13 protein-coding genes are annotated in these 15,059 nt (G+C 34.6%); 10 read left to right on the top strand and 3 right to left on the bottom strand.

Going from position 1 to position 15,059, the window contains the following annotated elements:
• Positions 1-3 precede the first annotated feature (3 nt).
• Positions 4-1,404 carry a RagB/SusD family nutrient uptake outer membrane protein gene (locus P2W75_RS19455; RefSeq protein WP_207295367.1) on the top strand — a complete coding sequence of 467 codons (1,401 nt, stop codon included), beginning with the start codon at positions 4-6 and terminating at the stop codon, positions 1,402-1,404.
• Positions 1,405-1,522: 118 nt separating this feature from the next.
• Here the strand turns inward: P2W75_RS19455 and P2W75_RS19450 are convergent, their stop codons facing one another.
• Positions 1,523-1,972 (bottom strand): DUF1810 domain-containing protein, encoded by a 450-nt coding sequence (locus P2W75_RS19450; RefSeq protein WP_207295366.1) that lies wholly within the window; start codon positions 1,970-1,972, stop codon positions 1,523-1,525.
• Positions 1,973-2,230: 258 nt separating this feature from the next.
• Positions 2,231-3,481, bottom strand: a complete 1,251-nt coding sequence (gene rocD, locus P2W75_RS19445) for an ornithine--oxo-acid transaminase (protein WP_276381744.1) — start codon at positions 3,479-3,481, stop codon at positions 2,231-2,233.
• A gap of 218 nt (positions 3,482-3,699) precedes the next feature.
• Between rocD and P2W75_RS19440 the strand changes: the two genes are divergently transcribed.
• The 7 genes from P2W75_RS19440 to P2W75_RS19410 all read left to right on the top strand — a co-directional run bounded on the left by P2W75_RS19440 (position 3,700) and on the right by P2W75_RS19410 (position 11,648).
• Positions 3,700-4,152 carry an Lrp/AsnC family transcriptional regulator gene (locus P2W75_RS19440; RefSeq protein WP_207295364.1) on the top strand — a complete coding sequence of 151 codons (453 nt, stop codon included), beginning with the start codon at positions 3,700-3,702 and terminating at the stop codon, positions 4,150-4,152.
• A 19-nt stretch (positions 4,153-4,171) separates the two neighbouring features.
• Positions 4,172-5,662 carry a M20/M25/M40 family metallo-hydrolase gene (locus P2W75_RS19435; RefSeq protein ID WP_276381743.1) on the top strand — a complete coding sequence of 497 codons (1,491 nt, stop codon included), beginning with the start codon at positions 4,172-4,174 and terminating at the stop codon, positions 5,660-5,662.
• Between the two features lie 12 nt (positions 5,663-5,674).
• Complete coding sequence (locus P2W75_RS19430; RefSeq protein ID WP_276381742.1) at positions 5,675-6,538, top strand: cyanophycinase; 864 nt, start codon at positions 5,675-5,677, stop codon at positions 6,536-6,538.
• 2 nt (positions 6,539-6,540) lie between these two features.
• Positions 6,541-8,736: a penicillin acylase family protein gene (locus tag P2W75_RS19425; protein WP_276381741.1), complete on the top strand. Its 2,196-nt coding sequence runs from the start codon at positions 6,541-6,543 to the stop codon at positions 8,734-8,736.
• Between the two features lie 98 nt (positions 8,737-8,834).
• Entirely contained in the window at positions 8,835-9,608 is a 774-nt protein-coding gene (locus tag P2W75_RS19420) for a dienelactone hydrolase family protein (protein ID WP_207295360.1), read from the top strand.
• A gap of 40 nt (positions 9,609-9,648) precedes the next feature.
• The gene (locus P2W75_RS19415; protein WP_276381740.1) at positions 9,649-10,620 is read left to right on the top strand and encodes a DUF3667 domain-containing protein; all 972 of its coding nucleotides are present in this window, start codon (positions 9,649-9,651) and stop codon (positions 10,618-10,620) included.
• An 8-nt stretch (positions 10,621-10,628) separates the two neighbouring features.
• A complete protein-coding gene (locus tag P2W75_RS19410) occupies positions 10,629-11,648 on the top strand; it encodes a M28 family peptidase (protein ID WP_207295358.1) in 1,020 nt (339 codons plus the stop codon).
• Between the two features lie 155 nt (positions 11,649-11,803).
• Here the strand turns inward: P2W75_RS19410 and rho are convergent, their stop codons facing one another.
• On the bottom strand, positions 11,804-13,633 hold the full coding sequence (gene rho / locus P2W75_RS19405) for a transcription termination factor Rho (RefSeq protein WP_276381739.1): 1,830 nt from the start codon (positions 13,631-13,633) through the stop codon (positions 11,804-11,806).
• A gap of 185 nt (positions 13,634-13,818) precedes the next feature.
• Between rho and P2W75_RS19400 the strand changes: the two genes are divergently transcribed.
• The gene (locus P2W75_RS19400) at positions 13,819-14,235 is read left to right on the top strand and encodes a DUF4293 domain-containing protein (RefSeq protein WP_276381738.1); all 417 of its coding nucleotides are present in this window, start codon (positions 13,819-13,821) and stop codon (positions 14,233-14,235) included.
• Positions 14,236-14,394: 159 nt separating this feature from the next.
• Positions 14,395-15,057 (top strand): response regulator transcription factor, encoded by a 663-nt coding sequence (locus P2W75_RS19395; protein WP_207295355.1) that lies wholly within the window; start codon positions 14,395-14,397, stop codon positions 15,055-15,057.
• Positions 15,058-15,059 lie beyond the last annotated feature (2 nt).

Raw genomic sequence — 15,059 nt, 5'->3', positions numbered from 1 at the left:
AAGATGAAAGCAAATAAATTAATCCTATTGATACTTTTTGCAGTATTTTTTACAAGCTGTGAAAACGAACTAGATATAGAACCTAAACAACGAGAGGATGCAGACAAAACTTTAAGCACAGAAACTGGTGTAACTAATGTGCTTACTGGTACTTATGCACTTGCCGCAAATGGAAATGCTTACGGAGGAAGAATTTTATTATATGCAGACTTACTTGGTGTAAGCGGCGCATTAAATACAACGGATTTAAGATGGCGAGGTACCTTTGGTGAATTAAGACAGATGTACATCAAGAATATGTTAGCAGATAATGTTATCATCGAAGGAACGTATGCGAGATTATATCAAATTATAAATGCGTCAAATACTGTAATTGAAAACATCGACAAAGTAAAAGATCCAGACAGACGCGCGGTAATGATTGGTGAAGCTAATTTCCTTAGATCATTAGCTTACTTTGATTTAGTGCGTTTCTTTGCAAAACCATACGTAAGTGGCCAGACCAATAATCAATTAGGAGTTGTAATACGACCAAATGCCATTTATGATTTCAGTGTCGATTTATCTAAAGAAAGAAGCAGCGTTGAAGAAACATACAAAGTAATCATAGACGGTTTAAAACTAGCGTATGCCAATCTGCCTGCTGATAATAGTTTTTACGCTGATAAATATGCAGCTCAGGCATTACTGGCAAGGGTTTATTTACAACAAGGAAAATACGATTTAGCCAGAGACGCCGCAGATGATGTAATTGAAAACAGCGGTCATGGATTATCTCAGACTTATGGCGCTGCATTTAATCATGACACGGATCAGACAGAAGACGTATTTGCAATCCAAATTACCAAACAAACAGGTGTTAATGATGCTGTAACTTTCTATGCTTCTGAAAACAATGGAGGCCGTGGCGGAGATTTCTCTATTAGAGATGCTTATTTAGCTAAATTTAGCGATCCTGACGATAGAGCGGTATTTAACTATGAGAATGACGCAAATGGAAGAATTTTAACTTCTAAGTTTACCGATCAGTTTGCTAATGTTGGAATCATTCGTTTGGCCGAAATGTATTTAATTAGAGCTGAAGGAAACCTTAAAGAAGGTACAGCTGTTGGAAACACTCCACTTGACGATATAAACATCATCAGATCAAGAGCACATGCTGATAATCTAACTGCTGTTACTATAAATGATATCTGGTTAGAAAGAGAATTAGAATTAGGTATGGAAGGATTTCTTATTCATGACATCAGAAGAACACAACGCTCTATAGATGTTAGTACAAATGGAGATGGTTCTGATTTAATTCCTTTTGATGACGATATATTAGTATTCCCAATTCCGTTAAAAGAAAAAGATGCTAATAAACTGATTACTCAAAATCCGGGTTACACAGGAGCTAATTAATAATTTCAAAAACTTAAATAAAAAAAACCATTCGTTGGCAGCGAATGGTTTTTTATTTGAATTGAATATATAGATAAGTAAAATTGAAAAAATTAGGTCTCTTTAATGTTTTAAAAATTTAAGCTTCTGCTAAAGTTTCTATAGAAGCATGGGCAATCGACAAAGTAATTGGATCTGAATATCCTGAAAAGAACGCATCTAGTACTTCCTGAAAAATAGGATTCGCATTTTCAACCTGAGAAAAAATCGTCATAGACGAACGCAGTTTACGAGCATCAAGTTCTCCTAGAATGGTTTCAATTGATTTATTTCTGAAATTCAGCAAAAGCTGTGAAATTTCAATTAAATGTTTTGACAAAATCGGATGATTTAAAAATGCTTCTGCCTCTTTCAAATCTTCAATTGCATAATATTTGGCAAGATCGCTTTTTCCCAAACCTTTAATCTGAGGAAAAATACACCACATCCAAGGTGTTTGTTTCTTTCCTTTCTTAATCTCTGAATAAGCAGTAAGATAAAGTTTATTCTGCGCATCTAAAAAACGAGTAATACTATTTGCATAAGCCATCTTTTTACAAGGTATAAAGTTTACAATTCAGTTTGGGTGCTTGCGTATCAATTCAGCTTAAAATCAATAAACTGGTATTGAAAATTATTTTTGGTTTTATCTTTTAATCAGGTTCAAATCTAATCTAGAGACCCATTTTAAAATTTATATAATTAAATTCCATTGTTATATAATTTAGACTTCTGCAAAATGGTATTTATAAAAAAAGCTGTGAATGAATTTCCACAGCTTTCTATTTTTTGATCTTGTAAAGAAATATTATCTAAACTCGTTCAACGATTTCTCAATGATTTCAAGACATTCTTTGATTTGTTCTTCGGTCATTACCAATGGCGGAGCCAATCTGATTTTATTTCCGTGCGTTGGTTTTGCCAATAATCCGTTATCTCTAAATTTCAAGCAGATTTCCCAAGCCAGATCAGAATCCTCAGTACTGTTAATTACAATCGCATTCAGTAAACCTTTTCCACGAACCAGTGTAATTAAATGATTTCTTCCCGCAATTTCATTCAGCCCATTTCTTAAAATAACACCAAGACGTTCTGCATTTTCAGCTAGTTTTTCGTCTTTAATTACTTCAAGTGCGGCAATCGCTACCGCAGCAGCAACCGGATTTCCTCCAAAAGTAGAACCATGTTGTCCCGGCTTAATTACATTCATAATTTCATCGTTTGCCAAAACTGCAGAAACTGGATAAACACCTCCAGAAATGGCTTTCCCTAAAATCAAAATATCTGGCTGTACATTTTCGTGATGAACTGCTAATAATTTTCCGGTGCGGGCAATTCCTGTTTGAACCTCATCAGCAATAAATAAAACATTATGTTTTTCACACAGTGCTTTCGCTTTTGCCAAATATCCTTCAGATGGAACATACACTCCTGCTTCACCCTGAATTGGTTCTACTAAAAACCCAGCAATATTTTTTGATGATTCAAGTGCATTTTCAAGCGCAGCTAGATTATCATATTCAATTTTTATAAAACCATCTGTAAAAGGTCCGAAGTTTTTGCGTGCCGTTTCGTCATTAGAAAACGAAATGATTGTAGTCGTTCTTCCATGAAAATTATTCTCACACACAATTACCTGCGCTTGATTTTCTGGAATTCCTTTTACTTCATATGCCCATTTTCTACAAACTTTAAGCGCAGTTTCAACGGCTTCTGCACCAGTATTCATAGGGAGCACTTTATCGAAACCAAAATATTTCGTGATGTATTCTTCGTAATTTCCTAATTTATCATTGTAAAAAGCACGTGAAGTAAGTGTTAGTTTTTGTGCTTGATCTACCATTGCCTGAACAATTTTAGGATGGCAGTGTCCTTGGTTTACAGCAGAATAAGCCGAAAGAAAATCAAAATACTTTTTCCCGTCGACATCCCATACATACACACCTTCTCCTTTTTCTAAAACCACAGGAAGCGGATGATAATTATGAGCTCCGTATTTATTCTCTTTTTCTATCAAAACTTCAGATTTTGATGAAAGTGTATTTTCTGTATGTATCATAATTTGGTATTTTTCAAATACAAAAGTATCAAAAAATATCAAATACAAACTTTAAAAATTAAATTTAACCGCAAAAACACACAAAATAAGTCAAAATTAATTTTTATACACGTTTTTTAAATCAAATTACTTCAAACACCAAATTCAATTTTATTGCCCATTATTGAAAAAAATGGTTACTTTTATGAATCAAAAAAGATTTAAATCACTTGTAAAGAATGGATATATTAGACGAATTCGATATTAATATATTGAAGGAATTAGAAAAAGACGGAAGAATGGCTTTTTCTGCAATTGCGGCCAATTTAAAAATATCAAACACAATGGTGCATCAGCGTATTAATCGAATGATTGAGCAAGGTGTTATTGGCGGTATAAAACCTATTATACAAGAAAAAAACATTGGTTACGACTGGGCTTCCTTCACGGGAATCACACTGAATAAAGACTCTGATTCCGATCGTATTATCGAAGAAATGAAAAAAATTCCTGAAATTACGGAATGTTATTATGTAACGGGGTCTTTCACACTTTACATTAAAATTATTGCCAAAAACCACGAACATATGCGTAAAATTCTTTACGAAAAAATCGACAGTATTCCCGGAATTGCCAAAACCGATTCGATTATTGAATTAGGCTGTGCTTTCAAAAGAAATATCACTTTGTAAAACTTTATAAATAAAAAATATGCGTTTGCGAATACTGTTTTTATCGGCTTTTTTTTGCTGTACTTCAGTACTGTTTTCGCAGACTGTAATTCATAATCCTTCCAAAAGTGATTTTTCGGGAACACTTTCCTTTTTAGCTTCCGATTGGATGGAAGGACGCGGTTCCACACAAAAAGGCGGTTTTATGGCGTCAGAATACATTGCTTCCTTGATGAGTTTGTATCAACTGAAACCGTATAATTCCCAAACCGATTATTACCAAGATTTTAAAATACAAGAACATACTGTTCAAAAATCAACTTTTCAAATCAAAAAAGGAAAAGAAACTATTTCACTTTCTGAAGCTGATTTTCGCGTTATGCCAATTACAAAATCAATACAAAACGAAACTTCCTTACTCTTTGCAGGATATGGTTTATGCATCCCAAATGAAGGTTACGACGATTATAAAAATCAGAATGTTAAAAATAAAATTGTAATTGTTGTAAAAGGTTTTCCAAGTCACAGAGATACTACGACGACAACCTTTCAAAAATTTAAAAAACTATTTCCAGAAGAAAATAATTTAGAAGAAATAAAATTGCAGACTGCCATCAAAAATGGCGCAGCAGCTTTGATAATTATCGATTCTAAAGAAACATTCAAACCAAGTAAGCATTCCGAAGATGCTGTTTTTCATTCTTTAGAAAATTCAGAAACAGTAGCAATTCCGGTTTTTAAAATTAGCAAATCGGCTGCAGAGAAGCTTTTTCCTCAAACCTATATAACAACGTTTGAAAAGAAAGCCCAAAAATTACAGACTTCTTCTGCCCTGCTTAAAAATAGTACAATCAATTTTTCTATCGAATTACAAACCGAAACGTTTCCGGTTCGAAATGTTTTAGGAATGATTACCGGAAAAGACACCACTAAAACCATAATTATTGGTGCGCATTACGATCATTTGGGCATTATTAAAGATTCAATTTATAATGGTGCCGATGATAATGCATCTGGAACTTCGGGAATGTTGGCTTTAGCCAAAAAATGGTCGGAATCTAAAACCAAACCGCCTTGTAATATCCTTTTCGCTTCTTGGACCGCTGAAGAAATGGGACTTTTAGGAAGCGAATATTTTGTTCGAAATTTTGATTTCAGTCGTCAAAAAATAATACTTGCCATCAATATGGACATGATTTCGAGAAGTGCACCAGAAGATAAAACACATCGAATTTTAAGCATCGGCACCGAAAAAGAAAACGACAATTTGAGAAAAATAGCCACTGAATGCAACGTCCAACTTAAAAATCCATTTTCGTTGGATTTATGGGAAACCAACGGTCATTCTGGGAGTGATTACGCTTCTTTTACCACAAAAGAAATTCCTATTATGACTTACTTCAGCGGTTTTCACGACGATTATCACACCCCAAACGATAAAGCTTCAAAAGTAGATCTTGATAAAGTTCAGGACGTGCTTTTTATTGTCAATAATTCTCTTTTAAAGTTTTTAGAAAAACCGCTTAACTAAATCCAAAATACCATGAAAAACCAATTTCATTTTACGTTTTCGTTTGAAAAAATCATATTGATTTTATTGTTCGTTTCATGCGGAATACTGCAGGCGCAAAATCCCAAAGGAAAACTATTTATTATCGGCGGCGGCGATCGTTCTGACGAATTAATGAAACAGGTTTTGGCTGTAGCCGAATTAGGAAAAAAAGATTATATCGTCGTTTTGCCAATGTCTAGCGAAGAACCAGACAGTTCGTTTATCTTCTTTAAAACCCAAATGGTAAAATTGACACAGCATCCAATTGTAATGCTGAATTTCAATAAAGAAACTGTTCAAAATAAAAAACTAACCGATTCTGTTCAAAAAGCAAAATTGATTTTTATAAGCGGCGGCGATCAAACCCGATTCATGTCAGTGGTACACAATACTCCTATCAAAACAGCGATTTTGAAAGCATACGAAAACGGAAGCACCATTTCTGGAACCAGCGCTGGTGCAGCCGTGATGTCTGAAAAAATGATTACTGGAAATCAGAAACTACAAAAAGAATATTCTGGAACTTTTGACAATATTCGATATGATAATCTTGAAACTTCCGAAGGTTTGGGATTATTGAAAACTGCCGTTATTGATCAGCATTTTTTAAAAAGAAATCGTTACAACAGATTGCTTTCAGCTTTGGTTGAATTTCCTTCTTTAACCGGAATTGGTATTGATGAAGCTACAGCAATTATCGTGAGAAACAATCAGGTTGAAGTTGCCGGAGAAAGCGAAGTTATTGTCGTTCGAAATCCAAAAGGCATTCAAAAATCAAAAAAGAATAATTTGATTTCAATTGAAAACCTGCAAATGAGCATTTATACTCCCGGACAAAAATTTAACATCAAGTAATTATGCATTTTTACTCCAAAATACTACCGCTGGCTTTTGTTTTTCTGAGTTTTCAGATTTCGGCACAAAGCCTCAATAAAAAAGAGATTGACCGACTGGAAAAGCTTTCCAAACAAGTAACTATAATCCGAGACAATTGGGGAATTCCACATATTTACGGAAAAACTGATGCTGATGCTGTTTTCGGGCTTTTATATGCACAGTGTGAGGATGATTTCAAAAGAATCGAAATGAATTATATCGAAAAACTGGGTCGTCTGTCAGAAATCAAAGGACAATCCGTTTTGTATAATGATTTAGAAATTAAGCTTTTAATTGATACCGAAGAAGCAAAAGCCGATTATAAAAAAGCGCCGGCTTGGTTAAAAAAACTATTAAACAGTTATGCAGATGCCATCAACTTTTATTTGTACAAACATCCAGAAGTTAAACCAGCGCTTTTAACGCATTTTGAGCCGTGGTTTCCGTTGCTTTGGACAGACGGAAGTATTGGAGCCATAAGCACCGCCGATCTTTCTACAGCAGAATTAAAAGCTTTTTATTCTGGAAATAATGATAAAGTGGCGTATGTTGAAAGAGAAAAATATGTTCAGACAGGTTCTAACGGATTTGCTTTTGCGCCATCAAAAACAGCCGACGGCAATGCAATTTTATACATCAATCCGCATACAACTTTTTATTTCAGACCTGAAGTTCAGGTAACAAGTGAAGAAGGATTAAATGCTTACGGAGCAGTAACTTGGGGACAGTTTTTTATCTATCAAGGTTTTAACGAAAATTGCGGCTGGATGCATACTTCCTCAAATGTTGATGTTGCCGATATGTATGCTGAAAAAATTGTGGAGAAAAAAGGAAAATTATTTTACGAATTCGATCAAAAACTTTTCCCAGTAATTACAAAAGAAATCACAATACAGTATACCGAAAATGGAAAACTGATTCCGAAGAAATTCAAAACCTATTTTACAAATAATGGTCCGATTATGGCCAAAAGAGATGGAAAATGGATTAGTTTAAAATCGATGAACCGCTCGATGACAAGTTTAATTCAAAGCTGGGTTCGAACCAAATCAAAAAGTTTTGATGATTACAAAAAAGCAATGGATTTAAAAGCCAATACTTCCAATAATACGGTGTATGCTGATAACAAAGGAAATATTGCTTACTGGCATGGCAATTTTATTCCTATCCGCGAGAAAAGCCTAAACTGGTCAAAAGTAATTGACGGATCGATTTCTGCCACACAATGGAAAGGTTTACATGAAGTCGATGAAACGGTTCATGTGTACAATCCTTCAAACGGCTGGTTACAAAATTGCAACTCTACTCCTTTTTCTGTGGCGGGTTCAAACAGCCCAAAAAAAGCAGATTATATTCCGTACATGGCGCCAGATGGTGAAAACTTTAGAGGCGTAAATGCCGTTCGAATTTTCAGCAAAGGCGATCATTACACTTTAGACAAAGTCATAGCCGATGGTTATGATACTAAATTATCTATTTTCGAACTTCTGATTCCGAGTTTGGTAAAAGTCTTTGAACAGAATATTAAACCAGAATCTCCAGAATATGAAGCTTTAAAAGAACCCATTTCTATTTTGAAAAACTGGGATTATTATGCCAAAGAAAACTCTGTTGCTACAACTCTGGCAGTAGAATGGGCGTATAAATTAGACCCGATTATTCAAAAAGCCTATATTGACGAAGGAGAATTAGATCAGGTCGAAAACACAACTAATTTTGCTAAAAACGCAACGGTTTCGCAAATGATTCCGCAATTGCAGACCGTTTTAAAAGAACTTCAATCGAAATGGGGAACTTGGAAAGTCACTTGGGGCGAAACAAATCGTTTTCAACGTTCCAGCGGTAACATTGATTTAAAATACGACGACAATCTTCCAAGCTTGCCAATTGGTTTTGGTCCGGGATCTTGGGGAAGCCTTCCTTCTTTTAAAAGCAGTTATCAAAATGGTTCTAAAAAACGTTACGGTTACAACGGAAATAGTTTTGTATGTGCGGTAGAATTTGGTCCTAAAATAAAAGCAAAATCATTACTAGCAGGTGGAAACAGCGGTGATATTCATTCCAAACATTTTACCGATCAAGCCGAAATGTACCAGAAAGGTCAATTTAAAGAGGTTTTATTTTACAAAGAAGATGTAGAAAAAAACGCTGAAAAAACATACCATCCAGGCGAATAATTCCGCCCAAATAAATCTGTTAAATAACCTCACAAGAAATAGCTTTTGAGGTTTTTTTGTAACATAATATTTCTGATATTTGTTAAAAATTGTAAAAAATGAAAAATACAGCTACACTTATTTTTGCAACCTTATTGTTTTCTACTACAATTATGGCACAATTAAAACCCGTAAAATATTCTGAAGGAAATCAAACTCTTAATGGTTTGTTTATAAAATCGGCTAAAAAAAGCCCTAACAATCCGGGAATTTTAATGCTTCCAGCATGGCTTGGAATCGACAACGCTTCAAAAGGAATTGCAGAAGAATTATCAAAATTAGGCTATCATGTTTTTATCGCTGATATTTATGGAGAAGGCAACTATCCTAAAAACACAGGCGAAGCAGGAAAACAAGCCGGATTTTACAAAACCAATTATGAAGCCTATCAAAAACGAATTGATGCCGCTTTAAAAGAACTGATCAAATCTGGAGCAAACGCAGACAATATTGTCATTACAGGATATTGTTTCGGCGGAACGGGAGTTCTTGAAGCTGCCAGAGGACATTTGAATGTAAAAGGCGTTGCGTCATTTCATGGAGGTTTAGGCAAAGATGCTTCTAGACCAACAGAACCCATTACTACTAAAGTTTTAATTTGCCACGGAGCAGATGATCCTTTTGTTTCTAAAGAAGAAATCGCTTCTTTCCAACAGGAAATGCGTGATGCAAAAGCAGATTGGCAAATGATTTATTATGCAGATTCTGTTCACTCTTTTACCAACCCTGAGGCAGGAAATGACAATTCAAAAGGTGCTGCTTACAACCCAGTTGCTGCTAAAAGATCTTTTGAACATTTAAAGCTTTTTCTGAACGAGGTTCTTAAAAAGTAAAATCAAAACTCACCAAAACCAAAACAACCCAAATAAACCAATGTCACATAACAAAATTAGAGAAGACAAAACTTGTTTGAACTGCAGACATGTTGTCGAACAAAAGTTTTGCCCAAACTGCGGACAGGAAAATAGTGATACACGAAAGACCTTTCACCACTTATTTATTCATTTCTTTGAAGATTTAACCCATTACGAAAATGCGTTTTGGAAAACGATAAGAAATCTTCTTTTTAAACCCTCAACGCTTACTAAGGAATATCTTTCAGGAAAGAGATTATCGTATCTGGCACCCGTTCGTTTGTATATTTTTATCAGTTTTGTGACCTTCTTGCTTATTTCTTTTTTTCCCAGTAAAGTAAACAAACAAATTGATGACAACGAAGAAAAACTAAATGAAAACATTGTAAATCCGGTTAAAGAAAACGCTGAAAAAGAAGACGATAAAAAGTATTTCAAATTAAGGCCGATGAAAGAAATTGATTCGATCCAGAAATACGGAAAAGAAAATGAAAAATTTTCTGATTTCGAATATTGGGTTTACGAAAAAGCATCTCATGTTACGGAACATAATACCAAAAAACAGATTATTGAAAAATTTGTAGAGTCTTTTTTCCACAATATCCCGAAAATCCTGTTTATCATTATGCCGTTTTTTGCATTTACTCTATGGATTTTCCACAACAAAAAGAAATGGTATTATTTTGATCATGGTATTTTCACACTGCATTATTTTTCGTTCCTGCTGCTCATCTTCCTGATTATGTTTATTGTAGACCGAATATGCGGCATATTTGGTCCCGAAAATCCGTTGAAGTTCATTTCTGGAATTACCACTTTTGCGGGAACCATCTGGATGTGTTATTATTTCTATCCCGCTCATCACCGCTTTTATGGCGAATCTAGATTGGTATCGTTTGTTAAAAGTGTAACATTATTCATCATAAACTCACTTTTTATCCTATTTTTACTGATCTTTTACGTTTTATATACATTTATTAATTTACACTAAAATAAAGAATGAAAAAATTACTCATTTTATTTTTAATTGCCTCAACAACGTTTTCCTGCAAAAACTCACAGTCGGCAGCTTCAAAAGACAATTCAGATCCAACCAAATATGTAAAATATATTTCTGAAAAAGATTTAAAAGAAATGCTTTATGTTATTGCTTCTGATGAAATGGAAGGTCGTGAAACTGGATCGGCTGGACAGAAAAAAGCGGGTCTTTATATGATCGAGCAATACAAAAAAAGCGGTATTTCATTTCCAAAAGGTGCTTCAGATTTTTACCAGCATATCCCAGCATCTTATTTAAATGCAAAACGCAACCAAAATTTACCAGATTCTGAAAACATCTGGGCGTATATCGAAGGTTCTGAAAAACCAGATGAAGTCTTGGTGATTTCAGCGCACTACGATCACGTAGGTATTAAAAATGGTGATGTTTACAACGGAGCTGATGATGATGGTTCTGGAACTGTAGCGGTTATTGAAATGGCAAAAGCTTTTGCTAAGGCTAAAAAACAAGGCCACGGACCAAAACGTTCTATTTTATTCCTGCATGTTACAGGTGAAGAACATGGTTTACACGGATCTCGTTTTTACTCAGAAAATCCATTATTTCCAATTGCAAACACCATTACGGATATCAATATCGACATGATCGGACGCCGTGATGTAGAACATGCGAATACTAATAATTACGTTTATGTTATTGGTGCCGACCGTTTATCATCTGATCTTCATAATGCCGTTGTGGCACAAAATGACAAATACATCAAAATGGACTTAGATTTCAAATTTAATGATCCAAAAGATCCAAATCATTTTTATGAGCGTTCTGACCACTACAACTTCGCTAAAAATGGTATTCCTTCTATCTTCTTCTTCAACGGAGTTCACGAAGATTACCACGGAAAAGGCGACGAACCTCAAAAAATCGAATACGACGCTTTAACCAAAAGAACAAAACTAGCGTTTGTACTGGCTTGGGATTTAGCCAATAGAGAAAATAGACCAGTAGTGGATAAGAAATAGTTTTTTTAGACACAGAGGTTCTGAGGGGCTAAGGTTCTGAGATTTCTTCTCTAAGCAAAACAAAAAAGGATGAGTAAAACTCATCCTTTTTTGTTTTTATATCTGTAAAGAAAAACCTCTGAACCTTTGAACCTTAGTCCCTCAGAACCTCTCTTTTAGTCATTCATCGAAATCAAAAACTCCTCGTTGTTTTTGGTTTTCTTGAAACGGTCGTTTACAAAATCCATTGATTCAACTGGGTTCATGTCTGAAAGGTATTTGCGCATGATCCACATTCTTTGTAATGTTTTCTCGTCAAGTAATAAGTCATCACGACGTGTACTTGAAGAAGTAAGATCGATAGCTGGGAAAATACGTTTGTTAGCAATTTTACGATCTAACTGAAGTTCCATATTTCCAGTTCCTTTGAATTCCTCAAAGATAACCTCGTCCATTTTAGAACCAGTTTCAGTTAATGCTGTTGCGATAATACTTAACGAACCACCGTTTTCTACATTTCTAGCAGCTCCAAAGAAACGTTTTGGTTTTTGCAATGCATTGGCATCCACACCCCCGCTTAATACTTTTCCAGATGCTGGCTGAACTGTGTTGTAAGCTCTAGCAAGACGTGTAATTGAATCTAAAAGAATTACAACATCATGTCCGCATTCTACCAAACGTTTTGATTTTTCAAGAACGATATTAGCAATTTTAACGTGTTCCTGCGGTTCTCTGTCAAAAGTTGATGCGATAACTTCACCACGCACACTACGCTGCATATCGGTAACCTCTTCAGGACGTTCGTCAATTAGCAGAACAATTAAATACACTTCAGGGTGGTTAGCCGCAATTGCATTTGCAATGTCTTTTAAAAGCATGGTTTTACCCGTTTTTGGCTGTGCCACGATCATACCTCTCTGTCCTTTTCCGATAGGAGAAAATAAATCGATAATACGGGTTGATATAGAACTGCCTTTTTCGGCTAATTTGAATTTTTCAGAAGGAAAAACAGGTGTCAAATGTTCAAAAGAAACTCTGTCACGAACTACCTGCGGATCATGTCCGTTAATTTTTAATACACGAACAAGAGGGAAAAACTTCTCGCCTTCTTTCGGCGGACGAACCACTCCTTTTACAGTATCTCCGGTTTTTAAACCAAATAATCGGATTTGTGAAGTTGATAAATAAATATCATCTGGAGAAGCTAAATAGTTATAATCCGAAGAACGTAAAAATCCGTAACCGTCAGGCATCATTTCGAGAACTCCTTCACTTTCGATAATTCCATCAAATTCAAAGTCTGAATCTCTGAAATTATTGTTGTTCTTTTTATTCTTGTGATTTTGGTTAGGATTTTGATTTCCATTGTTCCCATTACCATTTCCGTTGCCATTTTGATTTTGGTTCTGATTCGGATTTTGATTCTGGTTTGGATTTTGGTTTTTATTCTGGTTAGGATTAACCTTTTTAACCGGTTGTGCAGGAGTTTCAGTTTTTTCAGCTTCTGTAACTGTTGAAACGGTTTCTTCAGTTTCTAATTTCGGCTCTACTTCTTTTGGAGTCAAGTCCTTAACAGCTGTTTTCTCTTTTTGCTGTGCAACCTTTTTCTCGTAGGCCTGTTTATTAAATTTACCTTTCGGTGCTTTTTTATCTGTAGTTTTTTCTACTGCTTCCTCTTCTTTTGCTGGTTCTGCAGCAATGACAGGAGTTACAGTTTCTTTTATTGGTTCCTCTACTTTGTCGAATTCCAAAACAGGTGCGTTTTTGGCAGCTGTTTTTTTAACTGGAGCAATTCTGGCTCTTTTTGGTTTTTCAGCATTTACTTCAGTAACTTCTTTTTCTGCAATAGTAGCTGCCGGTGGTGCTGTAGTCGCCTCCTGATGCGCTAAAATCTGAGTAATCAGGGTATCTTTTTTAACGCCATTAATCTTTATAGTTTTAGCTAGCTTAGCTATTTCTTGAAGCTCAGAAAGCTTCATTTCTTTTAATGCAGAAATATCAAACATGAATGTTCTATGAGTTTAATTATTTTAAAGGAAATACTGTAAAAAGAATAGGTAGATATTTTTTTTCAATTGACCGCAGAGTATGAAGTGCTTACGGTATTTTGATGCAATAATACGAATAAAATTTAATCATACAATAGTATTTTAAAAAAAGAAAATATATTTTTGTAAAACAATTTCAAGTTATGTTACAGCGAATTCAGACCGTATATTTAATTCTTGCCTTTGTAGTTACTGGGGTTTTACTGTTTTTTATGCCGCTTTGGACATTAAATACAGGTAAGCCTTTTTACTTTATGCAAGACCAGGTTTACTCAGTATTGCTAGCATTAAGCACAATGCTTACAATCGTTAGTATTATATCATTCAAAAAAAGACAAAATCAGTTTGTGATGAACAGACTGAACATAATATTAAACTTAATTTTGTTAGGATTATTTGTATATCGCTCTCTAAATTTATCTGGAGAAACGGTTAACGCTGTTTCTGAGAAAGGTATTGGGATGTTCATGCCGATTGTTTCTATCGTGTTATTAGTTTTAGCTAATAAGGCCATCAAGAAGGATGAAGATCTTGTAAAATCTGTAGATCGTTTGAGATAAACCTATAAACTTAATTTTTTGTGCGACGAAAACCCGGATTTTTATTCGGGTTTTTTTATGGAATAAACTCTTCTTTTTCAAGTCTCATTAAAATCAGCCGCAAAACCATTTTGTAAGATAATTTTTTCATAAATTTGCATTTTTGTACCAAAAACAATTATGTCAGATAAAATTAAAATACATCTTGCCGATGATCATCAAGTACTTATTGATGGATTGAGCAACTTACTTCAAACTGTTCCAAATTTTGAAGTTGTGGGCAGTTCATTGAATGGTTTATCTATATATGATGATGTGGTTAAAGATGAAGCCGATATTTTAATTCTTGACATTAGTATGCCTCAAAAAGATGGTATCGAAGTATTAAAAGAATTTACTCAGAAAGAATTTCCCTGTAAAGTCATTATTTTATCGAGTTATGATGATTTGAAAATCATAAAAGAAGTAATGAAATTAGGTGCAAAAGGATATCTGACTAAAAAATGTGCCGGCGAAAATATCATTGAAGCCATTATTGCGGTCAATCAAGGACAGGAATATTTTTCGGATGCTGTGCGTGAAAAAATTTTCAGCATCTTTTCAAAGAACAATCCCAAATTAAATAAAAATGTTTTAATCGAAAATCCTGTTTTAAGTCCGCGGGAAATGGAAATCGTGACTTTAATTTGCTTGGAATACAGCGGGAAAGAAATTAGTGAACAGCTTTTTATCAGTCAAAACACCGTGGAAACTCACCGCAAAAACATTATGAAAAAGCTGAATATCAAAAACACTATCGGACTGGTAAAATATGCTTTAAAAAACAATTTGATTAACCCATAAAT

The sequence above is a fragment of the Flavobacterium sp. H4147 genome, from assembly GCF_029360735.1.
Classification (GTDB): domain Bacteria; phylum Bacteroidota; class Bacteroidia; order Flavobacteriales; family Flavobacteriaceae; genus Flavobacterium; species Flavobacterium endoglycinae.
The sequence above is the reverse complement of the archived record's forward strand: the minus strand, read 5'-3'. Positions and strand labels throughout refer to the sequence as shown.

What these genes read in the sequence shown, in the direction of transcription:
- P2W75_RS19455 (WP_207295367.1), top strand. Translation starts at nt 4, where the DNA reads ATGAAAGCAAATAAATTAATCCTATTGATACTTTTTGCAGTATTTTTT.
- P2W75_RS19450 (WP_207295366.1), bottom strand. Translation starts at nt 1,972, where the DNA reads ATGGCTTATGCAAATAGTATTACTCGTTTTTTAGATGCGCAGAATAAA.
- rocD (WP_276381744.1), bottom strand. Translation starts at nt 3,481, where the DNA reads ATGATACATACAGAAAATACACTTTCATCAAAATCTGAAGTTTTGATA.
- P2W75_RS19440 (WP_207295364.1), top strand. Translation starts at nt 3,700, where the DNA reads ATGGATATATTAGACGAATTCGATATTAATATATTGAAGGAATTAGAA.
- P2W75_RS19435 (WP_276381743.1), top strand. Translation starts at nt 4,172, where the DNA reads ATGCGTTTGCGAATACTGTTTTTATCGGCTTTTTTTTGCTGTACTTCA.
- P2W75_RS19430 (WP_276381742.1), top strand. Translation starts at nt 5,675, where the DNA reads ATGAAAAACCAATTTCATTTTACGTTTTCGTTTGAAAAAATCATATTG.
- P2W75_RS19425 (WP_276381741.1), top strand. Translation starts at nt 6,541, where the DNA reads ATGCATTTTTACTCCAAAATACTACCGCTGGCTTTTGTTTTTCTGAGT.
- P2W75_RS19420 (WP_207295360.1), top strand. Translation starts at nt 8,835, where the DNA reads ATGAAAAATACAGCTACACTTATTTTTGCAACCTTATTGTTTTCTACT.
- P2W75_RS19415 (WP_276381740.1), top strand. Translation starts at nt 9,649, where the DNA reads ATGTCACATAACAAAATTAGAGAAGACAAAACTTGTTTGAACTGCAGA.
- P2W75_RS19410 (WP_207295358.1), top strand. Translation starts at nt 10,629, where the DNA reads ATGAAAAAATTACTCATTTTATTTTTAATTGCCTCAACAACGTTTTCC.
- rho (WP_276381739.1), bottom strand. Translation starts at nt 13,633, where the DNA reads ATGTTTGATATTTCTGCATTAAAAGAAATGAAGCTTTCTGAGCTTCAA.
- P2W75_RS19400 (WP_276381738.1), top strand. Translation starts at nt 13,819, where the DNA reads ATGTTACAGCGAATTCAGACCGTATATTTAATTCTTGCCTTTGTAGTT.
- P2W75_RS19395 (WP_207295355.1), top strand. Translation starts at nt 14,395, where the DNA reads ATGTCAGATAAAATTAAAATACATCTTGCCGATGATCATCAAGTACTT.